Origin of the sequence: Microcoleus sp. EPA2 (genome assembly GCA_020882975.1) — a bacterium.
Taxonomy (GTDB): domain Bacteria; phylum Cyanobacteriota; class Cyanobacteriia; order Cyanobacteriales; family Microcoleaceae; genus Microcoleus.
The window spans coordinates 1-26,428 of the sequence record JAHRFD010000013.1 but is presented as its reverse complement, the minus strand read 5'-3'; the positions used below and the strand labels follow the sequence as shown (position 1 = coordinate 26,428).

Here is a 26,428-nt window from a genome sequence, read left to right as displayed (position 1 = left end):
CGGCTTTGATTTTCTTTGTAAACGTGTTTCTAAGCGGGAGAGTGTCAAAATGAAATATGGCTCCTAAGCTGTTAAAGATGCGAGGATTGTTTCAGTTTAGCTGTTGGCAGTTCCAGAATCTCAGCAAAAACAAATGTAGCCGATCGGGAGTAGCTCCTCACTGTCCCAAGCGCTCTATATGTAAGGAGGATTTGTATTATGAAAGATGGACAAGAAGCACGCCGCGTACCCACAGCCGTGGTTGCCGGTGTTTGCGGGTTGGCTTTATTAACCGGAGGGAGCATTGCTTGGTGGACTGCCAACCGTTCCTCAACGTCAGCAGACACTCAGTCTACTGCTGGGACTACCTCTGGGGCACTTTCCCCGACTCCTGGGGAATCGCCTGCTGTAATTATCCCCGTACCTGCTCCAACTCCTGTTGATACACCCCAGGCTCAGACACCAGCAGCTCAGACACCAGCAGCTCAGACACCATCATATCCCACACCCCAGGCTCAGACGCCAGCAGCTCCAATACCCCAGGCTTTGACACCGCAGGTTATTAAGCCACAACAGTCTCAGCCTAAGTCTGTGTCGCCGACGGCTACCCAGACAGTGCAAGTCTACTGGGTTAAAGATGGGGGTGGCAAGTTTGAGGCAGTTCCTAGCAAGGTAGCTCTCAAAGAAGTCGATCGACCTGATGCTGCCCTACAGGCTGCTTTTAACAGTTTGTTGGCTGGACCAAAGGATACAAAGGTTTTTAGCGAAATTCCCAAGGGGACAAAACTCAGGAGTTTGAGTGTCAATAATCAGGGAGTTTACGTCGATTTGTCTGCCGAATTTACTTCGGGAGGAGGCAGTAGTTCCATGAGCAGTCGGTTGGGGCAAGTGATCTATACAGCCACGAGTTTAAAACCGAATGCCAAAGTTTGGATTTCGGTGGAAGGTAAGCCTTTAGAGCTTTTGGGTGGCGAAGGGTTGGAGGTTGCTCAGCCGAGTACCCGTCAAACTTTCGATAAAAATTTTCCGGTGCCGTAATTTTTAGTCCTTCGTCATGAGTCATTGGTCATGAGTCATTAGTCAGAAGGCGGGGAATAGGGACTGCTCGCTGATGGCTGATGACTTTTGACCTGAGACTGGGGATGAAAAATTAGAGCTTGGTATTCAGACTCAAGGCTCTAAATTGTTGGGCTTGTTGTTCGACCCTAGTCGCAAGCCGATCGCACACCATAGTAGACAACTCGAAAATCAACTCATCCTCTACTTTGTAATAGGCTGAAGTTCCTTCACTCCTGCGAGTGAGGATACCAGCTTGGAGCATGAGTTTTAGGTGTTTAGAAACATTGGCTTGACTGGTTTGAGTAGCTTCCACCAACTCTTGCACGCATTTTTCGCCGTCGCGAAGCAAGTTCAGAATTCGCAAACGCATCGGCTCGCTCAAAATACTGAAATACTCAGCAACTTGTGGCACAACCTCTTGAGGAACAGACTGGGATAACTTCATCAAGCTCACCTGCCAGAAGCGATCGGGAAATAGGAGGATTAATTCTGTATATAACAATCAAGTAATCCTTCAATCCGGATTAATCCTCATCAAAACTTGACCGTACTCCACAGGTTCCCCATTTTGAACTAAGATTTCCATCACTTGACCCGATACCTCATCGGCATCGATTTCATTCATGAGCTTCATCGCTTCAATAATGCACACTGTCTGGCCCACCTTGATGCGATCGCCAAGCGCCACAAAAGGCGGTTCATCGGGAGCAGCCGCGCGATAAAAAGTTCCTACCATCGGCGAAATAATGGATACCCATTTGGTATCCACAGGAGCAGGCACGGAGGCCAGCACGGGAGCAGGAGCCGAGGGTGCTGGGCTAGTGATATTTGCTCCTGAATTTTGGTCTACAGCAGGAGGTGACGCTAAGGTGGGGCTAGCAAAAGTTTCTGCGATGGTCGCAAGAGGCGTAACTGCTGGATGACCAACAGCGACGGTTCTTGGTTCGTTGGCTTGAATTCCTTTGCGTACAGTCAGTTCAAGTTCTCCACTTTTTAACGTCAGCTCCGAAATGCCGGTTTGGTCTAAAACAGTTAGCAGTTCGCAGAGCTGGTTTAAGTCTAGTTGCACAGCAGATTCAAGGGTAATTGATAATTGAGAATTGAAAATTGAAAATTGGGAATTGAAAATTGGACACCAGTGCGATCGAAAGCAGAGTTAGGGGGTTGAGGCTTCTGGCATCAACCCCAAAGCACCATTTATGTCTCTCGCCCAAGATACTTGTCTTCGCGAGTATCGATCCGAATCCGTTCTCCAATCGAAATAAATAGAGGCACCATGATCTGAGCTCCGGTGGAGAGGATGGCGGGTTTGCTGCCGCCGGTGGCAGTATCTCCTTTGACTCCGGGGTCGGTTTGGGTCACTTCTAAGACAACGGAGTTGGGCAATTCTACTTCGAGGATTTGGTCGTTCCAGCGCAGGATGTTAACTTCCATGCCTTCATTGAGGTATTTGACCCGATCGCCTATTTCCTGAGAACTGAGGCGACTTTCCTCGTAAGTTTCCATATCCATAAAGACGAACTGATCGCCCTCTTTATAGGTATATTGCATGGCGCTCTTTTCGAGGTTGGCTTGAGGCATAGTCTCCCCAGCCCGGAAGGTTCGTTCTACTACGTTGCCGGTTTTGACATTTTTAAGTTTTGTCCGCACGAAAGCCGAGCCTTTTCCTGGCTTGACATGGAGGAATTCAATTACCCGCCACACGCCGTCATTGACTACAATTGAAACACCTGGTCGAAAGTCGTTACTGGAGATCATATAAATTTTTGCAGGCAATCCCGTCGCCCAAGGGCACGGGGGAACTACTGTCAGCTTCAAACCGCAGTCTAGCTGACGGCATCAAAAAACAATTGGCATTTTATTTTACCGTCGAAAGGGAGCAAGTGCTTGACTAATCTGTTAATCGCTGTGGGGAGTTGTCACTTGATTCTCCCTAGAGGGCGGACAGTGCTGTGGGAAGATGATAGAGGCCATAAAAGTTAAAGTTATGTTGCATTGGTCTAATTTCTCGATCGATACGTGCAAGCGCTGGCTCAAAACCACTGTCTTAGCACTCCTGCTATTCACTTTTTCCCTCAGCTTCAGTTCGGTATCCCATGCCAAACGCCCTAGCAGCAGTATGCCTGCGGGGAATGCGATTACCGATGGCCGGGCCCTGTTGCGCTACGCTCTACCTATTGACAATCAGACGGTGCGAGAGTTGCAAATTACTCTCGAAGACATCGGGAACCACATACGCTCTAAACGTTGGGGCCCCATTAGTAGCGATGTCAGCAAGGCTTCCAGAATTCTCAGCATTCGCGAGTCTGATATTTTAAAGAGTATTCCCGACGCGAAAAAGCCCGAAGCCGAAACTCTAGTGGCAAAAGTCAAAGAAGGAGTTTCACAACTGTCTGAGGCTGTGGAGGCCAAAGACAGAGAAAAAGTGATTGACTTGAAAGCCAAAATCCTCGGTTCGGTTGGTGACATCGAAGAGTTGATGGTGACGGAGTTTCCGTTTGAAGTTCCTTCAGAATATGCTAATTTGCCTCAACTCAAGGGTCGCGCTACGGTGGCTGTAGAAACCGAGAAGGGGACAATTACTGTTGTGGTTGATGGTTACAGTGCGCCGGTGACTGGTGGTAATTTTGTAGATTTAGTCGATCGAGGTTTTTATGATGGTTTGCCATTTATTCGATCGGAAGAATCCTACGTGCTACAAACAGGAGACCCTGAAGGTAAGGAAGTAGGTTTTATTGACCCCGCTACTGGTAAATACCGCAATATTCCACTCGAAGTCCTCGTCAGGGACGAAAAAGAACCCATCTACGGAATTACTTTAGAAGATGCGGGGCGTTATCGCGACGAACCTGTGTTACCTTTTTCTGCCTATGGTACTTTGGCCATGGCTCGTGCGGAAGCTGAACCAGATAGCGCTTCTTCGCAGTTTTTCTTTTTCTTGTTTGAACCTGAACTGACCCCTGCTGGTCTGAATTTGTTGGACGGTCGGTATACTGTTTTTGGTTACATGATTGAGGGAAAAGAAGTTTTGGATCAACTGAAGCAGGGAGACAAGATTGTATCTGCTAAGGTAATTAAAGGAATGGAAAATTTGTTGCGACCTCAAGTTTAATCAATGACGGCGATTGCAATCGCTTTGACACAAAAGTGAAGGAGCATTAAATCGCTTGTTATCAAACCAAGCCCGCCCCGGCGGGCTATAAGATGTAAATAATGTTTATGTCTGGGTTATTGAAATTAGAAATTAGCGCAAAAATATGGCATTATTAGAATTTTTATTAGTAATTGGCATGGGTGGATTTGTAGGTTTATTAGTGATTAATAATCTGAATGAAAACAAACAAAAAAAACGCTTAGATGAGGCTTTTTATCAGTTATTGGAAAACCAAAATAGTCAAATTTCGCTGATTCAATTGGCGGCTAGCGCTAGGGTGGAGGCTCAAGTTGCACAGCAATACTTAGATGCACAAGTTAAAATTTTTTCGGCGATTTTAGAAGTGGATGATGAAGGAGATACTTTTTACAGATTTCCTAGGTTGCGCTTGCCGCCGAGTTCGATGAAGGAATGGTGATTAACGCAGGTGAAAAATTTCGTTCCCAAACCAACAACTCGCCGTTATTGCCACCTGCTGCGAGGAATTGACCTTGGGGATGCCAAGAAAGACAGGAAAAACCGGCATCGACACCCTCAAGAATTTGCAGCAATTCTTGTGCTTCGTACCACAAACAAAGTTGACTATCTTCTGATGCAGAAGCTAATAACAAGGTATTTGGTTGAAAGCCGATCGCCTGGACTACTTTTTCATGTACTTCTAATCCCCAAGCTTCCCAACCGACACTTTCATCAGCTTCTCTTTCCCACACAGAAATGCCTTCTGAACTCGCAGCAGCTAATAAAGGATCGCCCAATGAATTAGTTCGATCGGACCAAGCCAAATGTCTAACTTTGCCTGGAAAACCCTGCATTACCCAAGGTTCCGAGTTACCCCATTCATTAACAATTAAGGTGTTATCCATATTGCCACAGGCTAGATATTTGCCGGAAGGAGACCAGGAAATTGTACTTGTTACCGATGGTACGGATAAGATGTCTGGGTCATCATTCCAATCTGTCGCGTTCCAAACTTTTACACCTTGATAGCCGCTAATTGCCAGATATTTATCAACAGGATGCCATGCTAAATCGAGGATTGAAGAGGAATCAAAATTCAGGGTTACTTCTACTTTATTTTCATCAGCATTCCAAACTTGAACTGAACGACCCATATTGAAAGCTAATTGATGACCATGAGGACTCCAAGCTAACTTATCAACCCAAACACGCTGGTTATCCAAGCTAGCAATTAATTTCCCAGAATTTACGTGCCAAATTAGCACTTTTCCATCTTGTCCACCAGCAGCTAACAGTTGACTATCTGAAGAAAAAGACAAGCAATCTACTGATTTACCAGTTGCTGTTTGCAGGGGTTCCAAGGACAATTTATTGATGTTTCCGAGAATCCCTAACATAATTTCACCGGCGGCGGAACTGACTGCTAGATTTTTGCCATCGGGCGACCAAGTAACAGCAGTCACGTAGTCTGACAGCATTTCTTTGGCGTGAAATTTCAGAGTGAGTTCGCTTTTATTTTTGTTGTTGTTACCCATATTTATTTAATCTGAGATGTTCTAGTATTCTCAATAAGGCGCTTTCTGACCCGTTCCACAACAGATGAATTTGTGTATGTGTGGAACAGGCCCGAAAGCCTGTGCTTAAAAAGCTGATTTAAAATGGTGCAAGGTGCCAGTTAAAACAGACACTGATGAAAATCAGCTTTTAATTGACTTTCATTTAAGTTGCGACCAATGAATACGAGTTCGTTTTTCGGAGTTTCATTGGCTTTCCAGGGTCTATCGGGTCTACCGTCAAACAGCATATGCACGCCTTGAAATACAAATCTCCTGTCTTCTCCAGCAATATTTAAAATGCCTTTTGTCCGAAAGATATCCGGGCCTTTTGTCTGCAACAATTGGGAGATCCAGTCGCTAAATTTGTTGCCATCAACCGCGCCGGATTCTTGGATTGCGACGGAAGTTACTGTGTCGTCGTGTTCGTGTTCGTGTTCGCCTAAAAAATCGGGTTCAATTTCTAAGGCTCGATTCAAATCAAATGCTTTTACTCCTAACAATGCTGACATTTCTATTTCAGCATGGCGGGTGCGATGAATTTTTGCCATTGCATTCATGTTGCGAATCCGCGTTTCTAATTCTGCTAATTCTGCTGGGGTGACTAAATCGGTTTTGTTCAGCAAAATGACATCGGCAAAGGCAATTTGTTCTTGAGCTTCGTCGGAGTCCCAGTGCTGCCAGATGTGCTTGGCATCTACTACGGTGACAACGGCATCTAGCAGTAATTTATCTCGCATATCTTCGTCTACGAAGAATGTCTGAATTACAGGTGCGGGGTCGGCTAAACCTGTGGTTTCGATGACTAGGTGATCGAATTTGTCCCGTCGCTTCATGAGGTTGCCGATAATCCGAATTAAGTCGCCTCGGACTGTGCAGCAAATGCAGCCGTTGTTCATTTCAAAAATTTCTTCGTCGGCATCGATAATGAGTTGGTTGTCGATGCCTACTTCGCCAAATTCGTTGACGATGACTGCAACTTTTTGGCCGTGTTCGTGGGTTAAAATCCGGTTGAGTAGGGTGGTTTTTCCTGCACCTAGATAGCCTGTGAGAACGGTCACGGGTACTGATTCGATCGCTCTAGTAGTCACCATACTTTATCTCGATTGCGCTACAATGATAATCATTTTCACTACTTTACACCACCGTGGCTGGTAGTAGCAAGCATATTAAATAATATTAAGAGTTTTTGAAGTAGAGGCAGAGGCTGTTTTTGGTTCGGTGTTCAGCGATGGGGCTAGAAACCGGGTTTACACGAGTTTTGCCCACAGGAAGGAGAAATATAGGAAGAAACCCGGTTTCTGAAGTCAGCAGCCATGGGGCTAAAAACCGGGTTTACACGAGTTTTGCCCACAGGAAGGAGAAATATAGGAAGAAACCCGGTTTCTGAGGTCAGCGTGGGTGATTAATTGCTCATTATCGCTACAATGCGATCGCGATCGAGTTCTCTACCGATAAACACCAATTTGGTTTGGCGAAGTTCCGAAGGTGTCCAAGGGCGATCGTAAAAATGTTCGATGCGCGAACCCACACCCTGCAACACCATCCTCATCGGCTTCTTGGGAACCGCCACAAACCCTTTAATCCGATAAATCTCTTGACTTTGCATCAACGATTGCAGTTTTTTGACCAAAGCTTCTGGTTCAAATTCGCGATCGGCAATAAAGTAAGTTGAGGTAATATCATCATCATGGTCGTGTTCTTCCTCAGTGTCGTGATGGCTGGGACGAGACTCCAAATTATCCTCAACTGCGGCATTAAATCCCAACAACACATCAGGATTAATTTCGCCACCTTTGCAAGGTACAATTTTGACACTAGGACGCAATTCTTGCTGCAACCAAGTTTGGACTTTTTTCTGAGTTGCAACATCGACGCGATCGACCTTAGTCAAAAGTACCATATCAGCACAAGCCAACTGGTCTTCAAACAATTCCTCGATCGGCGTCTCATGATCTAAACTATCATCAGCCTGTCGCTGGGCCATCAAAGCATCAATATCACCCACAAAATTACCACTAGCAAGGGCTTCGCAATCGACCACAGCCACAACACCATCTACGGTAGCACCAGTCCGAATTTCCGGCCAGCGAAAAGCTTGAATTAAGGGTTTAGGGAGTGCGAGTCCAGAAGTCTCAATCAAGATGCAATCAATTTGTGCGCGACGCTTCAATAATTCTTGCATGGTGGGCAAAAATTCCTCTTGAACCGTGCAGCAAAGACAGCCATTTGTCAGTTCTAAAATATTGGTACTGACATCTTCTTCTTCATCGCAAACTTGGCAGTCACGCAACAGTTCGCCGTCGATGCCGACTTCGCCAAATTCATTCACAATAACTGCGATGCGACGGCCTTGATTATTTTGCAATAAGTGGCGAATGGCGGTGGTTTTGCCACTACCGAGAAAGCCCGTAATGACTGTAACAGGAATTTTGTGCATTGATAATTTTGTGTTTTTTTGTGTGAGGGAAGATCTTTCAATTTTAGGTCAATTGCTGACAGGAAATTCGTTAAACCGACAGTCCGGCAGGGACTTAAGTCCCTGCCTCAAAGCTAAAGTCCTCTAAAGAGGACTGAGACAAACTTTTTTCAACTCATGAGTCCTCTTCAGAGGAATTTCGCTATTAGCCAGGGACTTAAGTCCGTGGCGGATTGGTTTCCTTAGTTACCGCTGATGGGCAAAGCCTGGAAAGAAAGAGGTTAATTACCCAGTGGCGGAATTTTAGCTATAACTCCTTTTTTCAGAGCTTGAGGACGTTCTGACCAAGGCAACAAACCATCGGGTTTAGCATAGTATTGACTCGCGCATTCCAGTACAGCCTCGACGCTTTCAGATTCATTGGGAGGTAAGTCACCAAACAGATAAGTGTACTTTCCAGCAGCAGCAAAAGATATAGCGCAAGAGTGACTGCAAGCACTCATGCACTCAACTTCTTGAATCTCAAATTCATCCGAAAATTCCCAATCCTTAGCCAGTTGCGACAAGTCTTCCAAGAATTGTTGGCCGCCACTTTTGCCTTCTCGCTTGCCATTTTTCCAAACACTCGCGCAAGCAGTGCAAACAAACAGACTGTGCTTGGTGCGTACAGTCTTATTAATTCCATTCATCATCCGTACCTCGCAGATGCGTTCCAAAGTGAGTTAGATATCGGCGGGCATTCTGACTTTAGAAACAACCTGTGTTTCATTACAGTTGCGGGACAGCGCCGGACTTGCACCGAACTTTCCCCGTTTCCTCTAGCGGCTGCTCCCCGCTAGAACCGATCGCAACTTCACATCATACCGCACTTGTCGCCATTTTGGGAAAAAGTTAAATTGCTCAGGTGAAGGGCTGAATATCTAGTAGCATAAATTCACAGCCCGTTATTCTCTAAACCCGCGTTTGACTTTGCTCAATTTCTACCAACAACCCCTCTCGACTCTGGGCAGGTTCCTTACAAGTGAAAGACTCACAAACCAACCCAACAACTCCTGGCGGTAAATCAGTCTCAATCTGAAAAACAGCCGTGGGATAATACTGCGACATCAAACCAGAAACTAACTCAGGAGTCGTGCGAATCAAAGTAGAATGTTGATACCAGTCGAGAGCAGAAATCAGACTCGGACAAGCTTGGGGAGCATCTTGTATAATACTGCTAAAAATTTTTAAACCTTGTTGGGCGCGATCGAGATATTCCAAATTTTGAGCCAACAGCGCTAAACGAACCAAAGAGGCGATCGCAATTCCATTAGCCGCCGGAGTAGCATTATCCGTATAACTACGTTCCCGCACCAACAAATCTCCACTATAATCCTTAGCAGTATTGTAATATCCTCCTAATTCTAAACTCCACAAAAACTCATCAAATTCGGCTTGCACTTCCACAGCCTTCTGCAACCATTTGTCACTTTCTGTAACTAATGACAAACTCCCTTGATGCAAATCCAGCAGCGCTTTTACAAACAAAGCATAATCTTCCGACTGCGCCATCACCGCCGCTTTGCCATCATAATTCAATCGGTGAAACCGCCCATCAATCCACTGATTTTCTAAAATAAAATCAGCACTTGTGACAGCTAATTCCAGATATTCCTGATTCCCAAAAACCGTAGCAGCCCTTGCCAAACCAGAAATCATCAAGCTATTCCAAGCTACAATCATTTTAGTATCTGTTACCGCCGGAATTCTACCAGGCCAACTATTATTTTTAGCTTCGTGATTGTTCCGGGCTGGGGGAAAGGTTTTGACATTATGGGGAAGGGCTCCATAGCGAACTTGAAAGAGTTTTGACAAAGCCGTTTCTACTGTTTCACTCAATTTGCCTTCATAACGGCGCTGCAATACATTTTTTCCTTCAAAGTTTCCGGTGCGACTAACAGTAAACTGTTGTTCAATTTCTACTAATTCCTCCGCCGTCAAAACTTGTTCTAGTTCCCTGTAAGTCCAAACGTAAAATACTCCTTCTTCTGGTTCTGACCCCCCCGTCGCCCCCCCTTGGTAAGGGGGGGTTAAATTTTCTGCCCCTGCTTGGTAAGGGGGGGTTAAATTTTCTGCCCCTGCTTGGTAAGGGGGGGTTAAATTTTCTGCCCCTGCTTGGTAAGGGGGGGTTAAATTTTCTGCCCCTGCTTGGTAAGGGGGGGTTAAATTTTCTGCCGCCCTTTGGTAAGGGGGGGTTAAATTTTCTGCCCCCCTTTGGTAAGGGGGGGTTAAATTTTCTGCCCCTGCTTGGTAAGGGGGGGTTAAATTTTCTGCCCCCCCTTGGTAAGGGGGGGTTGGGGGGGTAAAACTGTCAGCATCTTGTGCAGCATAAAAATAGCCTGTAGGTGCGGTCATTTCCCGTTTTAACCATTCTACGGTCCCGGCGATCGCAGTTTGAAACGCCGGTTCTTGAATTCCTGCACTCCACAAATTTGCTAAATACTCAACAATTTGACCGTTGTCATAGAGCATTTTTTCAAAGTGTGGTACTGTCCAGGTGTCATCGACTGTGTAGCGGTGAAATCCGCCGGCAACATGGTCGTAAATACCTCCCAATGCCAGGTCTAACCCGCGCCCAGCACAGGCTTGTTGGCGATCGTATTCAGATTCCCAGTTAAATCGCGTTCCACGTAAGGCTAAATCAGCATAGGGCATCATCGGAAAACAGGGAGCTCGATTGCCAGTGGCAATAACTGCGGTGTTAGTTTTTACGCCTTTTTGAAATATTTCGTTACTTAATTCTGTGGTTACTCCTGACAGCATCGCTGACTGTTCGAGGTTGCCTAAAATTTCTGATTTGAAGGCTTGTAATTTGCTTTTCTCTAGGTCGTAAAAACGGCGAATTGCTTGTAATACTTCTAAAAAACCAGGTCGTCCATAGCGCGGTTCTACGGGGAAATAAGTGCCACCGTAGAAGGGAATGCGCTCGTCTGGCGTGAGAAAAATGTTGAGTGGCCAACCGCCTTGACCGGTCATCATTTGCAGTGCTTGCATATAAATGCTGTCGATGTCCGGGCGTTCTTCGCGATCGACTTTGACAGGAATAAAATGGGAATTCATGTATTGGGCGATCGCGTTATTAGAGAATGCTTCCCCTTCCATCACCGTGCACCAGTGGCAGCTAGAGTAGCCAATGGACAGGAAAATCGGTTTATTTTGGCTGTGGGCGGTATCTAAGGCTTCGTCGCACCAGGGCCACCAGTCGATCGGATTTTCGGCGTGTTTTCGCAGGTAAAGGCTTTGGGATTGGGCAAGACGGTTGACCATAATCTAATCTAATTTAGTTTGTACTGAGTCAGCTTATCAGTTATATAGCAATATAGCGCTAGATGTTTTAGTTTAGTTGTGGTGGACTGCGATGTTTTAATATTATGGCTGATTATCCAATTTTAATTTAAAATAACTTTATCATCTTAGTTTTAGTGCCAGTGTACTTACGCTCAAACACCTAAGTATGGCGACCGATCTAGAATTTTGGTTGTCAATCATCCGATTTCCAACCTTCATCAAATCTTCACACAATCTACTTGCGTTAGCCAGGAGTTCTGTGTATATTGAAAATAAGAAGTGGAAACAACATGATTCCAGTCAACAAAAACATAAAGGTGTTAACCATGAAATCCCCATTAACTTTAGTCAAATCTATTTTAACTGTTGTCGGTGTTGCTAGTCTTAGTGCAGTATCCGCAGCACCTGCTAGTGCTTTCAGCTTTGGTAATATAGTTAGTGACAATACGGTTGGAGATGCTTATGTTAATGACTTTAGCTTTAATGTTGCAGATGGTGGCTCAGATAACGTCATCTTCAAAATAGCCAATAATAATACATCTGTCGCTGGCATATTTATTGGTTCCGTTTACTTTGACACAGGTTCTAATAGCAATTTATTAAGCGCTTTTGGAATTAATTCTAGTAATACTGGTACGGTTAATTTTGAAGATAATGGAACTGCTAATATGGCACAAAGTGCGAACCTTAGTATGCCTTGGTCTACTGATTTTGCAGCTACTAAACAAGGTGCGGCTTCAAACGGTGTCCAAACAGGTGAGGTTTTGGGATTGAGTTTTGCTGGAAATTACAATAACGTAGTTTCTGCGTTGAATGCAGGTACTCTCAGATTAGGGTTGCACGTCCAGGGTATTAATGGTGGTAGCGATACTTTTGTCAGCAGCATTGACAACACTCAAAATACTCCCGAACCTTTAACAATGCTTGCTGCTGGAGCTGCTGTTGGTTTTGGTGCTATGTTCAAAAAGCAACGCAGTGAGGCTCAAAAATCGGAATAGGCGATCGTTTTCACTGGTTTTTCCTCATGGCTTGATGCCACAATGATTATTTTTAGATAGCTTTAAAAACCTGGTTTTATCAAAAAACCAGGCTTTTTATAGCTTCAGTTAAAGGACATGATATAATAACACTGACTTAGTATGGACAGTTAGACGGTTAGTTTAAAATTTGTCCTAACACTTGCGAACGACATAGCCGCGTAGGCATTGCGTAAATTTTGTATAATCTAATCAATCAACTAATAACTAATATCAGAATGTTCAAAAAACAACTTTTTGGGCTAACCATTATCGCCACAGGTTTAGTAACCCTGAATATGACACTCCTTTGGAAACTTGGGGATATTGCTCATTTTTATATGAGTTTAGTTTTTTGGTTGGCTGTAGGTTCCCTACTTTGGGACAAGCAGCATATTCTCAAAGAGGATGAGGGAAAAAGCGATCTATTAGCAAGAGTATTAGGAACGCTCTTAATAGCTTTTATTTTATTTAAAAGTGCTATAGTTTCCAGTAAATTCGATCATTTTTTAAGAATAGCACCTTTTTTGTCTGGTTTAAGTCTGGGCTTGATTGCGGTAGGTTTTCGGAATTTAAAAAAATATTGGCGTGAATTGGTAATACTATTTTTTCATGGCATCCCCAGTGTAATTACCTCACCTTTATTGGGTATTCTTACCTCGTTTACTGCTAAGTTTGCTCATGTTATTTTGTGGTATTTTGGTTTTAATGTAATACGTGAGGGTAATTATATTGCTTTGGAGACAGGCAGGGTGTTTGTAGATGAGGGATGTTCGGGGTTCGAGGCAATGAATTACTTATTAGGTTTATCCGTAGTTTGTTTGTTGATGTTTTCTACTAAACAAAATAAAGCTTTGGTAATAGGTGTGGCTGTCGCTTGTGGTTTTATTATTAATGCTTTTAGAGTGGCTGCAATGGCATTGTTAGTTGCATCTCATCGTCTAGATTTGTTTAAATATTGGCATGAAGGTGAAGGTTCTTTAGTGGTGGGTATGGTTTCGGTGATTTTGTTTGGGATATTTTATCAATTTATGTTGAAACAAGATAGCAAAATTCCTGAAAGTTCGAGAAAATAATTTGTTTCCAGTTATCGTGTTTTAATATTATGACTGATGCTCAGGAGCTAAAATGAGTTTGTCATCTCGGAGAACGTTCAATCAACGGCTGCTACAATTTTTGCTGAGTGCTGTGGTTCCTCCTCATGTTCTCAAACAGTGCCAAGCTGAATCCTCAAATCAAGCTTCGTTTGAAAATAAAGTTAATAATTTATTAGCCAAAATAGACCCAGAAATAGAATTGTTAGTTCCAACTTTTTTAGGTAACGACCAACGCAGGTTTTATGGTAGAGGTGTTCCGAAAGGTTTGAAGTTAATCGACAAGTTTCAACTGGGAAGTGGGCGCACTTTTCTCGGAAGGCGATCGCAAATTTGGAGCGGTGCGGGTTGGACTGGACAGCCCACAATCATCAGAGACAGAGGAAAAACTTATTTAATTATAGGTAGTTTTGACCACAATTTGAGAAAAATAGACCTCAGTAATAACCAGGAAGTTTGGCGCTATGAATTTGATGATGTAATTAAAGGGTCATCTACTATTTATATCGATAAAAAAGCGAGTCCTGAAAACAAAATTGTGATTTTACAAGGTAGCCGCAGCGGTGGTGGTGGCAAAAGTGTTGTACCTAGTTTTCGGGCAATCTCTTTTAGAACCGGTAAGGAACTTTGGAAATTGAATATCAGGAGAACTCCCAGCTACAGTCAGGATAATGATAGTAGTGCTTTGTATCTGGGCGATGGGGTGTTGTTCAATGCGGGGGAAAATGCGATCGGCTATTTTCTCGACAGTTCAACAAGTAAGGCGAAAATTACACAAGGAATTAAGCAGCCAAATATCTTGTCAGAAGTACAGCTTTATGCAGCGACAGATATCGGCAAGCATGGCGGAAATTTGGTCGCAGAATCATCGCCATCTAGACTTAAAGACCGAATATTTATCGCTGCTGGTTCTGGTCATATTTATGGCATTAATGTTAAAAATAAAAAGATTGTCTGGGATTTTTATACTGGTTCTGATTTGGATGGGAGCGTCGTCATTTCTAAATCTGGCAAACTGTTTTGTGCTATAGAAAAACAATACATTCAAGGCAACGGCGGAGTTATGAAGCTTAATCCCAATCAGGAACCGAATGCCAGTGTAGAATGGTTTTTGCCTACGGGAAATCGCCGACTTTCTGGCTGGGAAGGTGGCATAATCGGCTCGGTGGCATTGAATGATGAGTACAATCCAGGGGGGTTTCCGGCTATTTTTGCGACGAATGCGATCGATGGTAATTTGTACATCGGTTCTCAAGGTATGGTTACAGGTAAAAAGAATTTTGTACCTTGGCGAAATCAGTCTTACGATACTCCTGTTATCGTGTTTAAAAAAGATATTGGCGCTTCGATTTCGACTCCGATATTTACCGATGGGAATAAGTTGATATCTGCGGGATATAATGGTGTTTATTTGTTTACTTTGAAGTGGGAACGAGCGAAGTCTGGGGATAAAAATGCTTTGAAAAATGCTAAAGGTGAGTTTTACCGTTTGCAGGTAAAGGAATCAGGGAGATTTAAACCGGGTTTATCCTTTGAGGCGACGCCTGTAGTTTGGGATGGAATTGTGAGGATTTGCGCCAGGGATGGCTGGATGTATACTTTGGGTTAAGATTGATATTGTGTTTCTATTGGCAACAAGCCTCTTGCCTGTTCCGAAAAGGGTGTTGAAATCCGCCACCTATTGCTACCTGTGGTTTAACTGCGGTTATAGGTATGATAGAAATAACGTCGGAAATTATAGGAAAGTCGTTATGGCAACTAATGACAGTCAAATAAGTCAAGTTTACGGTTCAGAGGATGCTCAAGCTATTCTGCAAATTGCGATCGCCCAAAAACAGGAAAACGGAGAACTTTCGCGAGTGCAGTTGTTCGAGATTGCAGCGGAATTGGGCATTTCGGAACAGGATATTGTGGCGGCGGAACAGCAATGGCTAGCCCATAGAGGAGAATCTACAGAAAAAATAGCTTTTAATGCTTATCGCCAGCGCCAATTACAGAAAAATGTAACGAAGTACGGTATCATCAATACTTTTTTAGTGTTGCTAAATCTAGCAGGAAGTCACGAACTTTCTTGGTCACTTTTTATTCTACTAACTTGGGGGTTGGGATTGTCTCTGAATGCTTGGAATGTGTATCAAACTGAAGGGGATGATTATGAACAGGCCTTTGGGCGGTGGCGGTTAAAAAAACAAGTAGGAGAGTCTCTTGGTACTGCTGCGGATAAGTTTTTGAAGTGGTTGCAGTCGTGAAAAGTTCATTATTAAAGTAGAGGGTAGCGTATCGCTTCTAGAGCATCTTACTTTTAATTATAACGAGCTACTTATCCGTTGCTTGTAGTTGCGCCCCAGCACAACTACAAAACCATTAAAATTAGTGCGCCGAATCGCTCTTAGCAGCATCTCCAACCACAGGATTAATTAAAAGCGATCGCAAACCTTGACGAGTTTCCGAATTCAAATACTTGCGCTGCAAAATCTGCCATTTTTGCCAAGCTGCGTAGCGATTTTCTGATAAAATTCCAGCAAGTATCGGCAACTCTGTTTGCAGTTCGCTATCCACAAAATCTGTCAGAAAATCGCCTAAAACTTCACTGTCTTGAATATCGCCCAAACATTCTTGAATAGCTTTCACATCCTCTACATAAGCTTCATAAGTCTCGCCGTAAAATTCTCCAAACAGATTCATCAAATAGCGAACTCGCTTAGCTTGCTTCCGCAAATCGTGCAGGATAGTTCCCTCTGTGGCCAACTTTTCCTCGACAGCCTCAGCATTCAAATCATCACAAACTTTAACTTTCCCATCCAGATATTCCGTGCCCAACAGCCAAGCTGGATGCAGGAAAAATTCACTAACTTGAGGTAACAGTAAATCTGGCAAAACCTCAGCAATTGGCAAATTCGATATCGCCTGAAACTGCGGTTTTTCCAACCAATTTTCGATCGCCTTTTTCAGCAATTGATAACTTTTGTGTCCTAAAACCGCCCTCACCCCTTTCAAGGCGCGCCGTCGCTGCTTGAGTAAATTCAACAAAACTCGATCCAAAACTTCCTGTTCTTCAGCCGACAAATTCGGGTAATATCGGTTTTGGAGACTGTCGAGCATCACATCCAAATCTCTGAGGGTTCCCAGTATCCGTCCCACTTTACCAATTTTGTGCTCATTGGCCTCTTTTGGCCAATCTAAAACTGGAGCAAAACCAGTCACAGCCGATCGCAAACGACGCATTCCGACTCGCATTTGGTGAAGTTCTTCGGCATCTTTGTCTTTGATAACTTCAGCTTCGTGGGCTATACTTTTGTGGAAATATTTCTCGATCGCCCCAGCAGCAGCGTCTCCGAGAGTCTTAACTTGAGCTTTAACTTTAGCTGTTTTTTTTACGTTCATGGTAGATGTAGATTCCAGAGTGTCGATCGGCTTTAATAGAGATTTCAAAGCTTTTCTAATAAAGGGTTTACATCGTAGCACACAACCAAAATTTATGACTCCGCCGCCACATAAATCTTAATATAAAACCCTTGACAATTTCTCACTAATCAGCATTTAGCAATTGTTCAAGAATTCTTCAATCTCAAACAATCCTGGACGCAACTGCTACAGTTCTGTACTTAAAAGATCGCCCTTAAATCCCGAAAATACCCATGATTCGGTACTTTTAAGCCAAGCTGGCGATGATACCCTCAACGGCAACGACAAACTCTACGGAAAAGGAGACACCGACCTAATCTACGGGGGCACCGGCGACGACGAACTCTCTGGCGGTTGTGGCAACGACCAATGACATCTTGCTAAATGGCGGTTCAATCCCAACCATGAACAGCTTTAGCGAAACCGACGATGACATTCTCATCTACGACACAAAGAGCTTGTTGACTTCTCTCACTAGCGCTCAAAGTCAGCCAATTCTGCCTTTGCAAGCGGCGAGTGTTAATAGTTCAATTATCCCAACTGCGAATGCTGCTAAGGACAACAGCCTCTTAATTACTCCGGCTGCAAGTCCGATTAACCCGCTAACGAATAGCAGTTTGACTGGCATTTCTAGCGTCAAGTAATTGTCGATCGATTGAAATCGAATACTTTAAAAACCCGGTTTCTTCAAGAAACCTGGTTTTTTGCAGTTTTTTGCGTGTAATATCATGTCCGGGTTAGCTATTGGTGCGCTCGATGGTGCGGATTGTTATGCTTCTTCAGCTTGCAGAATAGCAATCACTTCTGCAAGCAAAACATCTAGATACTGAGAGAAGTTAACTTGTAAAGAAGTAGGAAGGACTTCTTTTTTCCGAACTTGAACATGAAGATGAGAATCTGCTATTTTTCTGGCTCCATTTTCAAGGTGTTGCATTGTATCCTTAAAACTTTTTCCACCATACCCCGAAGCTACTTCTTTAAATGAAGCCTTAGAAAAAATTGGAGGAACATGATCTAATATTGCCCTTAGAAGCATTGCTGTAGCCAGGTTAAGTTCATTAGCATGAGCAATATTAAGTTCCTCGCACAGTCTTATTAATTTTGTCAAATCAACTCGCTTCGATTTTATTGACTTTAGCTCCTGAATCCGTGTTGCGCTTACATATCCAAAACTCTTAGTCGAACTAGCCATCGGACTTTGAGAAAATTGAGCAGACATAATCTCTAATTCTCGTCGGCAAATTTGAAGAATTTCCACGATACGCTCTTTGACTTTCACCCACTCATCCTGGGGATATAAATCCGATGCTAGTTCACCCGGAGGATCGTATTCTATCGATTTCAAGATTAGAGATATATCTTTGATACTGTGATGTGACTCTCCAAAAATACTTGTTAATAAGTGACAAGTATCGGATATCCACTCTGAAATATTACCTTCAAAGAAGGCTAGAGCAGTAATACGTTCCTCTAACACTCCAAGTTTAGATAATTGACTTTCTTGCCCAGATTCAGACTTGTTTTTCATGATCTCTTGCTGCCGAAGACTCAACAAAACAAAGTAACACGATCTTGTAAACTTAGGCAATTTTAATAGCTTCGATAGCGCGTACTTGCAACCTTGACGACAGCTACAACTCATCGATAGTCACCAACCCACCTTCTGTAAACTGAATAACAAGTTCTTGCTCATCCAGCAAGGCAGTTCCAAGTAAAGGTCGCCTTCCTGTCGCAATGACAAGGACTTCTCGCTCTTCACCATCCCAAAGGACGATCGCTTCGTGAACTGGTAGCAAGACTTCACTGTTATCTGCCAAATTTGCAGGAGTGTCGTGTCTAAAGGTTAAGCCCATCAATAAAACAGCTTCTAGAGGAAGACATAATTCCCCAGTGAAGCCTGTATCTATCACAAACTCAATAGGGATGCTTGAGCCATTCGATAGCAAGAAAGTCAGCGTTACTGTTGCGTGTCTATTTGTCACAATCCCTGAAATCACTTGTATACACGCTCCATGACACCACCAAATGAGACAGCAACGTTATATCCAATACGAATACCAAATAGTCTAGCGTTTGGGTGCTTCTTGCTAAGGTTACGGGAGGCTTGCAATCCAGTTTTATCGACTTCATAATCACCTGTCTCAATGTCGATGATTACCATCTTGCCGATGTTCTTTTCCACTTCTACCTTTTCGCGGATGGTGCTTTCATACAATTGCTTGGCACGTTTCGCAACTTCTTCACGGCTTAAAAGGATTGCTTGCATAGGTTGACTCCCGATCGCTAGGCTTTTCTGTGAATCCCTCCATGATAGCGCACGGACAAGCAGGGCGATCGTTGCGGTTAATTCCGTAAATTTGTTTTATTTTCTGAAAAGCAACTCTAACCCATAATAAGATGTAACCGGAAGAAGCTATTACACTTGTGATGATAAAAAAAGGAAAAACCGATGACCCAATATCAATTAGCGCCAGCCAAATACCACCACGTACAAGTAGTTGTTTCCCTGAACCGCGTTCATTTAGACAACTATAAAAACCCCGATGCAGCATTGACAAAACTCATCGAACTAGGTTACAGTCCAGAACTGCGCTATCAATGGAATCCAGAACGCAACGAATTTGATTTATACGCCCTAATTCACGACTTGCCACTAGATGAATCGCTGATGACCGATGAAAAATGTCAGGATTTTTTCCAGCATTTCAAACACAGCCAAATATATTCGATCGGCTGCGGTAACGCTGACCCCGATTGGCTATTTGCTTGGGATTTTGATGACCCCCGCCGTCATGCCAAGCCCGACGAAATTGAACCTTTACCAGCAGCTACAGCAGCTTAAATCTTGGACTAGGCGCGTGAGGCTTCAGAAACCGGGTTACTGCCACTGAGGCGATCGCCTTGCGCCCCGTCACCCGTCCTATAGAACCCTTGTGACAGTTGGGTCTAGGACTGTCCAATTTAAAATCTCCCATAAAATGTCCCTCCCCCGCCCTTGGGCACATAAAAATCCGATCTCTTGCATACTTTCCCAAAAAGGTTAAGATAGCTTCAAACCGACATTTATGCGCCAAAGGGTGAGAGAGGGCGCGATGGAAAAGACAAGTTTTAGGTTAAATCAAGTCCGTCCAGACAAGCAGTTTAGCCTTTCCAGTCTTTGGCAGATTGTTCGAGAACGTAGGTTGCGACATCCTCAATTTGTGCAGGCTTCAAACGACCACCGAAAGCAGGCATCGCATTTTTGCCCTTTGTTACCTGAGTGGTAATAGCTTCGATAGAATTCATGCCGTACTTCTCTAAAGCTGCGGATTTCAAGGTTTTGGCAGACACAACCACGTTGCCACCACCGACGTGACAAGCAGCACAGTTGGCGCTAAAGAGTTTAGCTCCGTTAGCCGCATCTCCAGCTAAAGCAGGGCTGCCGAAGCCGACAGTAAAAATTGCCAACGCTAACAGAGCGATCGATAAGAGTCTTTTCAACGTAGTTCTCCTCTAATGGACACAGTTAATGGTGATTCTTCAGTTATTTTACCTGTTTAGTCACCCACAAACACTTAGTAGCGATCGCGATTTTTCTAGTAGTTAACCACTTTGGGCTGGCGATTCAACTCTCCAGATTATCAATACCCCATCCGGGAGCCTTTTGAGCGGCCCGAAGCACAAAAGCAGCCAAATCTTCAATCTGAGTCTGGGACATCCAGCTTTCGGGTACTTGGCGGCACCAAAAAGTTTCCTCACTACCGTCATAAGTCATTGGTTGTCTCAGATAGGCTACCAAACTATTGATGTCCTTGCGGGGAGGGGTTGCTCCCTGGAGAGCCGTTAAAGATAGAGAGATAGTCGGATCTGGCAAAGTCGCTCCTCCGACGTGACAGTTGAGGCAATTTTGCTCGAACAACCGCTTGCCGGCAGACAAATCCTCAGCCGAAAATAATCGAGTGTGTCCCTCAGCATCCAATTCCAGTGGCACAGGTTCGCTGACTTTTAAATAGCGAGTCACATAGGAATCAGCAGCAGCCAAAACAGGTTGAGGTGCCAGCAGCACCATCGGCAAAATCACCAAAATTCCTAACAGAAAGCAGACAAAAACACCACGACGCAGCATGAGGGCCTACAACTTTTTGCGATATTAAATAAGGAGAGGGTAAATTTTAGATTTGAGATTTTCGATAGAAGCCAACCAGGGAACAACAATTAATTTTGCCGAACTCTAGCCCCCTTCCCATCCAAAATCTCAAATCTAAAATTTCTTAAAATCGATTAGCGAGCGCCTTTACCACCAGCCCACTGGGTTCCTACAATTTTTGGCTGCAACAGAATGTGACCACCAATGGCGTACAAATCATCATCCGAAAGATTTCTCATTTCAGGAAAAATATCTGCGCTTTTCATGCTCGGATGCAGCTCAGAAATTTCCTCAAAGCCGTCATAAGTCGTGGGGTTTTTCATATAGTCAACCAGCGACTTAATATTATTACGGGGTGGATTTGCCAAAGCCAAAGTTTCAGGGCTCAAGTTCAAATTCGGGTCAGTTTTGGTCATGCCAGCAGCGTGACATTGAGCACAGGCTGAGTTAAACAACCGTTTGCCTTCCTGAACCTGTTTGAGGCTCAGCACTACGGGAGTGCCTTTCTCATCTAATGTCACGGTGCGTAGTTGAGGACTGAGTTCTACTGCCATCGCACTGCTGACAAAGAATTGAAAAGTCATGAATAAAGCAGTCAGAGCAATGAAATATCTTTTAAGCATGGTTCTCCTTAAAAAAAAATCAGGGGAAAGTATTGAATGCTCTTTTGGAGGAGCTAGCACACAGATTGCTGTTCAAGATTCCACCGCCGGGAAAAACTGGTGACAGTTGATGCGGTTGTACCTTCAAAGGTAAGGGAATTATGGCATCAATCTAATCTGCAAGAAGTTTTGAGTCGCGCCTTTTTTCCAGAGCGGACATAATTGCCTTAACATCCTCTAGGGCCAAACGGGTTTGAGGGTGCTTGTATGCAATTTCTAACTCGTCGCACAAGCGGATCACGTCTTCAACAGGGACGTTGAAGTCCTCTGCTATTTCTGCGATGGACAGGTCTGCAAAACCCATAGTTTTTAGGTCGCTGACGGGTAAAAATGGGGTTAATCGCTCTTAACTGAAATCTGGATAATTTCACCAAGCGCTGTTAGTTTGTTCTGAGGTTTATAGAACGCCAGAGCGATCGTTAAATGCAGGATTAGCCCTGGGGCTATTTACTGCTATTGACAACGCCTGAGTTCAGATTGAGTCTGTCAGAGCCAACTAAGTTCTAACAGCCAGTAGGCATTTTTGCTCAGTTCAGCTTTTTAGTCAATCAACTTCCAATCAATATCATCCCACTGCGGTGTCCTTATGAACAATGAACATCAGAAGCGGCTGCTCGAACTCACAGAGCATCAGGAGGGGCTTGATGCTTAGGGTGAAAGTTTGAAAGCATGAGTCTGTGCGGGAAAAGCGTGGCTGTCTATTGGTGTGTGATGCTCTAATTCTGAGGGAGCCAATAAAGCTTGGGGCCGGTGAAGACTAATTAGCTGAGCCAGGGTTTTCTTGAGCTGAGTCCTAGGGACGATGATATCTACAAAGCCGTGGGCAAAGGAGTATTCGGAAGTTTGATAGTTCTCCGGCAACTTTTCCCGCAGAGTTTGCTCGATCACCCGGCCGCCGGTGAAGGCTACAGTCGCTTTTGGCTCGGCAATGGTAATGTCTCCCAGCATGGCAAAACTCGCGGTGACACCGCCGGTCGTCGGGTGAGTCAAAATTGGGATGTACAACTGTCTGGCTTCGCGGTGGCGTTCCAGAGCACCGGAGATTTTCGCCATTTGCATCAAGCTGAGCATTCCTTCTTGCATTCTGGCTCCACCGGAAGCGCAGACAATGATGACGGGTAGCTGTTCCCGCGTTCCGTATTCGATGAGGCGAGTCAGTTTTTCTCCGACAACGGAACCCATACTGCCACCGATGAATTGAAATTCCATGACTCCGAGGGCGATGGGGAAACTTTCGAGTTTGCCGATGCCTGTTTCTACTGCGTCTAGGTGGCCTGTTTTTTCTTGAAATTCTCGGAGCCGATCGCTATATTTTTTGCGATCGCGAAATTTCAAGGGGTCGGTGGCGTGGAGTCCTTCATTAATGGGCATCCAAGTATGGGCATCGATCAACTGCTCAATGCGGTCGTCGCTGTAAACTCTCATGTGATGCCCGCATTCCAAGCAAACCATTTGATTTGCTCGCAGGTCTTTGGTGTAACTGAGCGCATCGCAAACTTCGCATTTATTCCAAAGCCCGTCGGCAATTTCTCGTTCCGGCCGTTCTTGAGAGTTCGGTACTGATTTTCTTCGATTTGCAAACCAATCAAATAGAGACATTAAAATTTAGTAATTGTTAACTGTTGACTGTTGACTGTTGACTGTGTTTATAGGTTATTTATTATTTGTTATTTGTTAGCTGCTACTAATAATTCATAACCTATATATGACTATTGACAATAAACAACTGACCATTGTACCACTGTTTCACGGCGTCTTCATAAAAAACAATTGCCAGTAAGTAGATAAGATCGCTTCGCCCCACAAAACTGTAATTGCTGCACCGAGAGCGAGAAATGGACCAAAAGGCATGGGTTGGCGTCGATCGAGCAATCCCAGGGCGATCGCCCCGCCGCCAGCAAAAGCCCCGGTAGCACAGGCGAGAAAGCCCGCTAACAGTAAGTATTTCCATCCTAGCCAAGCTCCCATCAAAGCAGCCAATTTGGTATCGCCAGCCCCCATCGCATTTTGGCCAAGGGCGATGGCACCGGCTAAACCAATGATGTCAAACAGCCACAGCCCCACCACGGCTCCTAGGATACCGTCGAGTACCAGATAGTTTACTGAGTCGATCGGACTAAATATGGGCCACCAACCCTTAGCGATTTGGAAAACCAGCCCCATCACTAAACCCGATCGAGTTAAAGAATTAGGCAAAGTCATGGTATCGAGATCGATCAAAGACAAAGCCAAAAGCCAGCTAAAAAAAGCCCAAAACCCCAGAGTGTGTACTGTGAGTCCAAAGTGCCAGAAAATCAGCAAAAACAGCAAACCCGTAGCCGCTTCGACCAAGGGATACCGTAGAGAAATCCGGCTGCGACAATACTTACAGCGTCCCCGTAGCCACAGCCAACCAAAAACAGGTACATTTTCGTAAGATTGAAGCTGATTCAAGCATTTGGGACAGCGAGAAGGAGGATGTATCACGGACAAACCCGCAGGTAAGCGATAAACTACCACATTCAAGAAACTACCGATCGCCGAACCCAAAGCAAATACAATAGCAGAGACAAGACAATTAAAGATGATGTCCATAGTCAACAAATCACTAATAAATAATGAGGTAGAGTTAGCCCAAAGATAACCAACAACAAATAACCAATAACCAATAACAAATCACCAATCACTAATAACTAATACATTTGCGATTCAATCTCTTCAAAAGTAACAAAACGTTCACCTGGCAACAAAATTGGCTGCGAAGTGAAAATCAACTGACCTCGATCGCTTCCTTGACAGACAACAACACCAGCCGGACGTTGTAGGCGATCGGAATGAACTGTGAGATATAGACCCAAGACCGATCGAGCTACTCGGATCAAATCGGGAGCAAGTAACCTGAAACTATCGGAAGTTTCTCTCATAGGTTCTGGGCAGGACTGGTATTCTATCACTGGAAACTTACCATAATGGTATAGGTCTAGCTATTGGTGTCGCCACTAGATCGCTCAAACTTACCTTATTTTTTAACAATAAACTAGGTGGAAATTAATAAATTAACTTACAATCCTCCTTTGGCAGAGATTGAATTGCGACTACGAGGGCTGCTCCCAGCCTCACTGTACACCTCCGCCTGGGTAGATTCGTCGCCAGCGACACTAATGGGGGTCTTCGAGCATCTACGTACTCTCCGATACATAATTCACGACTACGTACCCAAACAGGTGTCGGAATCTCCTCCCAATCCAGGGGAAGTGAGCTACCAATGGCAAGAAGGGACACTACTGTTCACCGATTTAGCAGGGTTTACATCCTTATTGGAAGCAAATGCGGCCCTGGGACGCCAGGGAGCTGAAACCTTACTGGCGGTGATTAACGACTATTTTGCCTCGATGATCGAAATTGTCAGTAAGTCTGGGGGAGATTTGCTGGAGTTTACCGGAGATGCGATGTTAGTGCAATTCCTGGCCGGCATTCACCAAGAGGATACAGCTAGGGCCGTCCGTGCTGGTTTGCGAATGCAGCGAGCCATGGCTAAATTTGCGCGTATTGAAACCCCACGGGGTGTTTTGTCTTTGAGGATGCGAGTGGGTATCCACTGCGGCCGTTACATTAGTGCGGACATCGGTACGCCAATGCGGATGGCTCATGTGTTGCTTGGTCATTCAGTCCAGCAAGCCAAGCAAGCTGAGGGTTCTGGAACTGTGGGAAGGGTCTGTTTGACGACTACTTCGAGTTTGTGTTTGGGAGAGCAATTTCGGTTTGAACCAGGAGCAGCGGGTTATTTTTTGGTGGTGGACGATCTGACGGAGGATCTACTAGGAGAATATGATATTACTCTGACTAGACGGCGGATGCCGAGTTCGGTATTGCTCGATCGCAGCATTGCGGGCCTAGTGAGCGAAATCCAGGAAGCTCTCAACCGGGTTGAACCCCTTGCTAGCTATATCCCCAAGCCGATTCTGAGACTACTGGTAGAAAATGCTAACAGGCGCAAAATTCCCCCTGATTTTCCTGAACCAACGGTGATGTTTGTCAATTTAGTCGGCTTACCGGAGTCCATCGACAAAGCTTCACCGGAGGAAGAAGTAGCTCTGATTCTAGGTTGTTCGAGGGTTTTTGCGTCGATCGATGCCGTAGTATCAGCAAAAGCAGGCGTCTTGCAAAAAGTAACCGCCCACTTGAACGGTTCCGATATGCTGATCTATTTTGGCGTGCCCGACGCTCATCGGGATGATGCTTGTCGCGCCGCTAGCGCCGCTTTGGCGATACGAGAGATTATCGCAACTTTGGAGCCGCCAATTATCGGCGGTCAAGCCGTCAAAGTAAGCTGTCAAATAGGGCTGTGCCAGGGGCCAGTGTTTGCTGCTGAGGTTGGCGAACCCCGTGGTCGCAGGGAGTTTAATGTTTTGGGAGATACGGTGAATACGGCGGCTAGATTGATGACCAAGGCTGGGGAAAACGAAATTTTGATTAGCGAAAGGGTGTTTGAGGCGATCGGCTTAGAATTCAATTGCGAGGCTTTGGGAGCTGTTGCTCTCAAGGGCAAATCGGCTCTAACTCCGATTTTTGCTTTACCAAAGAAATGGGTCTAAAGCCCCGTCCTTATAGGACGGCTTTAATTGTCCTTATTCTATCAGTCAGTCATGGTATAATAGAGCAAGTAAACAGCCAGTAAAAATGAAAGCAAGATACCA

The 26,428-nt window shown here is 44.6% G+C and carries 30 protein-coding genes and 1 riboswitch; of the genes, 11 read left to right on the top strand and 19 right to left on the bottom strand.

Translation table 11 applies throughout. The features are described 5' to 3' along the window. The first annotated feature begins 198 nt into the window (after positions 1 to 198). The gene (locus AAFP14_RS13590) at positions 199 to 1,017 is read left to right on the top strand and encodes a GerMN domain-containing protein (RefSeq protein ID WP_341732779.1); all 819 of its coding nucleotides are present in this window, start codon (positions 199 to 201) and stop codon (positions 1,015 to 1,017) included. 112 nt (positions 1,018 to 1,129) lie between these two features. On the opposite strand, the gene AAFP14_RS13585 is transcribed toward AAFP14_RS13590, so the two are convergent. The 3 genes from AAFP14_RS13585 to efp form a co-directional block, all read right to left on the bottom strand. Beyond that, a complete protein-coding gene (locus AAFP14_RS13585; protein WP_472851051.1) occupies positions 1,130 to 1,522 on the bottom strand; it encodes an ArsR/SmtB family transcription factor in 393 nt (130 codons plus the stop codon). Positions 1,523 to 1,552: 30 nt separating this feature from the next. Beyond that, the gene (accB, locus tag AAFP14_RS13580; RefSeq protein WP_341732778.1) at positions 1,553 to 2,107 is read right to left on the bottom strand and encodes an acetyl-CoA carboxylase biotin carboxyl carrier protein; all 555 of its coding nucleotides are present in this window, start codon (positions 2,105 to 2,107) and stop codon (positions 1,553 to 1,555) included. Between the two features lie 128 nt (positions 2,108 to 2,235). Beyond that, positions 2,236 to 2,796, bottom strand: a complete 561-nt coding sequence (gene efp, locus AAFP14_RS13575; RefSeq protein WP_341732777.1) for an elongation factor P — start codon at positions 2,794 to 2,796, stop codon at positions 2,236 to 2,238. 229 nt (positions 2,797 to 3,025) lie between these two features. Between efp and AAFP14_RS13570 the strand changes: the two genes are divergently transcribed. Next, a complete protein-coding gene (locus AAFP14_RS13570) occupies positions 3,026 to 4,150 on the top strand; it encodes a peptidylprolyl isomerase (RefSeq protein ID WP_341732776.1) in 1,125 nt (374 codons plus the stop codon). A gap of 145 nt (positions 4,151 to 4,295) precedes the next feature. Next, complete coding sequence (locus AAFP14_RS13565) at positions 4,296 to 4,610, top strand: hypothetical protein (protein WP_341732775.1); 315 nt, start codon at positions 4,296 to 4,298, stop codon at positions 4,608 to 4,610. Here AAFP14_RS13565 and AAFP14_RS13560 read toward each other — a convergent pair. The 5 genes from AAFP14_RS13560 to AAFP14_RS13540 all read right to left on the bottom strand — a co-directional run bounded on the left by AAFP14_RS13560 (position 4,570) and on the right by AAFP14_RS13540 (position 11,428). Next, positions 4,570 to 5,685: a WD40 repeat domain-containing protein gene (locus AAFP14_RS13560; RefSeq protein WP_341732774.1), complete on the bottom strand. Its 1,116-nt coding sequence runs from the start codon at positions 5,683 to 5,685 to the stop codon at positions 4,570 to 4,572. The two genes, AAFP14_RS13565 and AAFP14_RS13560, sit on opposite strands and share 41 nt — an antisense overlap. A gap of 140 nt (positions 5,686 to 5,825) precedes the next feature. Next, complete coding sequence (locus tag AAFP14_RS13555; RefSeq protein ID WP_341732773.1) at positions 5,826 to 6,797, bottom strand: CobW family GTP-binding protein; 972 nt, start codon at positions 6,795 to 6,797, stop codon at positions 5,826 to 5,828. A gap of 311 nt (positions 6,798 to 7,108) precedes the next feature. Then, positions 7,109 to 8,143, bottom strand: a complete 1,035-nt coding sequence (gene cobW, locus AAFP14_RS13550; RefSeq protein WP_341732772.1) for a cobalamin biosynthesis protein CobW — start codon at positions 8,141 to 8,143, stop codon at positions 7,109 to 7,111. Between the two features lie 260 nt (positions 8,144 to 8,403). Continuing rightward, on the bottom strand, positions 8,404 to 8,814 hold the full coding sequence (locus AAFP14_RS13545) for a DUF1636 domain-containing protein (RefSeq protein WP_341732771.1): 411 nt from the start codon (positions 8,812 to 8,814) through the stop codon (positions 8,404 to 8,406). Positions 8,815 to 8,836: 22 nt separating this feature from the next. Next, positions 8,837 to 8,982: riboswitch (cobalamin riboswitch) on the bottom strand. A gap of 91 nt (positions 8,983 to 9,073) precedes the next feature. Then, positions 9,074 to 11,428: a thioredoxin domain-containing protein gene (locus AAFP14_RS13540; RefSeq protein WP_341732770.1), complete on the bottom strand. Its 2,355-nt coding sequence runs from the start codon at positions 11,426 to 11,428 to the stop codon at positions 9,074 to 9,076. A 347-nt stretch (positions 11,429 to 11,775) separates the two neighbouring features. On the opposite strand from AAFP14_RS13540, the gene AAFP14_RS13535 reads away from it, so the two are divergent. From AAFP14_RS13535 to AAFP14_RS13520, 4 genes are all read left to right on the top strand, one after another. Continuing rightward, positions 11,776 to 12,447 carry a PEP-CTERM sorting domain-containing protein gene (locus tag AAFP14_RS13535; protein ID WP_341732769.1) on the top strand — a complete coding sequence of 224 codons (672 nt, stop codon included), beginning with the start codon at positions 11,776 to 11,778 and terminating at the stop codon, positions 12,445 to 12,447. Between the two features lie 257 nt (positions 12,448 to 12,704). After that, positions 12,705 to 13,541: a cyanoexosortase A gene (gene crtA / locus AAFP14_RS13530; protein WP_341732768.1), complete on the top strand. Its 837-nt coding sequence runs from the start codon at positions 12,705 to 12,707 to the stop codon at positions 13,539 to 13,541. A 52-nt stretch (positions 13,542 to 13,593) separates the two neighbouring features. Further along, positions 13,594 to 15,168, top strand: a complete 1,575-nt coding sequence (locus tag AAFP14_RS13525; RefSeq protein ID WP_341732767.1) for a hypothetical protein — start codon at positions 13,594 to 13,596, stop codon at positions 15,166 to 15,168. A gap of 142 nt (positions 15,169 to 15,310) precedes the next feature. Then, entirely contained in the window at positions 15,311 to 15,808 is a 498-nt protein-coding gene (locus AAFP14_RS13520) for a 2TM domain-containing protein (protein WP_341732766.1), read from the top strand. 121 nt (positions 15,809 to 15,929) lie between these two features. Here AAFP14_RS13520 and AAFP14_RS13515 read toward each other — a convergent pair whose 3' ends face one another. Continuing rightward, positions 15,930 to 16,943, bottom strand: coding sequence for a CHAD domain-containing protein (locus AAFP14_RS13515; RefSeq protein WP_472851050.1), 1,014 nt, complete (start codon positions 16,941 to 16,943; stop codon positions 15,930 to 15,932). Between the two features lie 163 nt (positions 16,944 to 17,106). Here AAFP14_RS13515 and AAFP14_RS13510 point away from each other — a divergent pair, with 163 nt between their 5' ends. Next, a complete protein-coding gene (locus AAFP14_RS13510) occupies positions 17,107 to 17,337 on the top strand; it encodes a hypothetical protein (protein WP_341732764.1) in 231 nt (76 codons plus the stop codon). A 31-nt stretch (positions 17,338 to 17,368) separates the two neighbouring features. Beyond that, positions 17,369 to 17,608 (top strand): hypothetical protein, encoded by a 240-nt coding sequence (locus AAFP14_RS13505; protein ID WP_341732763.1) that lies wholly within the window; start codon positions 17,369 to 17,371, stop codon positions 17,606 to 17,608. Positions 17,609 to 17,733: 125 nt separating this feature from the next. Here the strand turns inward: AAFP14_RS13505 and AAFP14_RS13500 are convergent, their stop codons facing one another. The 3 genes from AAFP14_RS13500 to AAFP14_RS13490 form a co-directional block, all read right to left on the bottom strand. Beyond that, complete coding sequence (locus AAFP14_RS13500; RefSeq protein ID WP_341732762.1) at positions 17,734 to 18,492, bottom strand: hypothetical protein; 759 nt, start codon at positions 18,490 to 18,492, stop codon at positions 17,734 to 17,736. Between the two features lie 103 nt (positions 18,493 to 18,595). Then, positions 18,596 to 18,946, bottom strand: a complete 351-nt coding sequence (locus AAFP14_RS13495; RefSeq protein ID WP_341732761.1) for a clan AA aspartic protease — start codon at positions 18,944 to 18,946, stop codon at positions 18,596 to 18,598. 11 nt (positions 18,947 to 18,957) lie between these two features. Then, positions 18,958 to 19,230, bottom strand: coding sequence for a hypothetical protein (locus AAFP14_RS13490; protein ID WP_293178736.1), 273 nt, complete (start codon positions 19,228 to 19,230; stop codon positions 18,958 to 18,960). Between the two features lie 183 nt (positions 19,231 to 19,413). Between AAFP14_RS13490 and AAFP14_RS13485 the strand changes: the two genes are divergently transcribed. Further along, the gene (locus AAFP14_RS13485; protein ID WP_341732760.1) at positions 19,414 to 19,806 is read left to right on the top strand and encodes a hypothetical protein; all 393 of its coding nucleotides are present in this window, start codon (positions 19,414 to 19,416) and stop codon (positions 19,804 to 19,806) included. Between the two features lie 299 nt (positions 19,807 to 20,105). Here AAFP14_RS13485 and petJ read toward each other — a convergent pair whose 3' ends face one another. The 7 genes from petJ to AAFP14_RS13450 form a co-directional block, all read right to left on the bottom strand. Further along, positions 20,106 to 20,444 carry a cytochrome c6 PetJ gene (petJ, locus tag AAFP14_RS13480; protein ID WP_341732759.1) on the bottom strand — a complete coding sequence of 113 codons (339 nt, stop codon included), beginning with the start codon at positions 20,442 to 20,444 and terminating at the stop codon, positions 20,106 to 20,108. Positions 20,445 to 20,568: 124 nt separating this feature from the next. Further along, positions 20,569 to 21,069 (bottom strand): photosystem II cytochrome PsbV2, encoded by a 501-nt coding sequence (psbV2, locus tag AAFP14_RS13475; protein ID WP_340519044.1) that lies wholly within the window; start codon positions 21,067 to 21,069, stop codon positions 20,569 to 20,571. A gap of 155 nt (positions 21,070 to 21,224) precedes the next feature. Then, positions 21,225 to 21,713, bottom strand: a complete 489-nt coding sequence (psbV, locus tag AAFP14_RS13470) for a photosystem II cytochrome c-550 (RefSeq protein WP_341732758.1) — start codon at positions 21,711 to 21,713, stop codon at positions 21,225 to 21,227. 151 nt (positions 21,714 to 21,864) lie between these two features. Next, positions 21,865 to 22,056 carry a hypothetical protein gene (locus AAFP14_RS13465; protein WP_015178341.1) on the bottom strand — a complete coding sequence of 64 codons (192 nt, stop codon included), beginning with the start codon at positions 22,054 to 22,056 and terminating at the stop codon, positions 21,865 to 21,867. Positions 22,057 to 22,400: 344 nt separating this feature from the next. Then, on the bottom strand, positions 22,401 to 23,351 hold the full coding sequence (accD, locus tag AAFP14_RS13460) for an acetyl-CoA carboxylase, carboxyltransferase subunit beta (RefSeq protein WP_341732757.1): 951 nt from the start codon (positions 23,349 to 23,351) through the stop codon (positions 22,401 to 22,403). Between the two features lie 147 nt (positions 23,352 to 23,498). After that, the gene (locus tag AAFP14_RS13455) at positions 23,499 to 24,326 is read right to left on the bottom strand and encodes a prepilin peptidase (protein ID WP_341732756.1); all 828 of its coding nucleotides are present in this window, start codon (positions 24,324 to 24,326) and stop codon (positions 23,499 to 23,501) included. Between the two features lie 98 nt (positions 24,327 to 24,424). Continuing rightward, positions 24,425 to 24,655, bottom strand: a complete 231-nt coding sequence (locus AAFP14_RS13450) for a hypothetical protein (RefSeq protein WP_341732755.1) — start codon at positions 24,653 to 24,655, stop codon at positions 24,425 to 24,427. Positions 24,656 to 24,772: 117 nt separating this feature from the next. Between AAFP14_RS13450 and AAFP14_RS13445 the strand changes: the two genes are divergently transcribed. Beyond that, positions 24,773 to 26,326 carry an adenylate/guanylate cyclase domain-containing protein gene (locus tag AAFP14_RS13445; protein WP_341732754.1) on the top strand — a complete coding sequence of 518 codons (1,554 nt, stop codon included), beginning with the start codon at positions 24,773 to 24,775 and terminating at the stop codon, positions 26,324 to 26,326. Positions 26,327 to 26,428 lie beyond the last annotated feature (102 nt).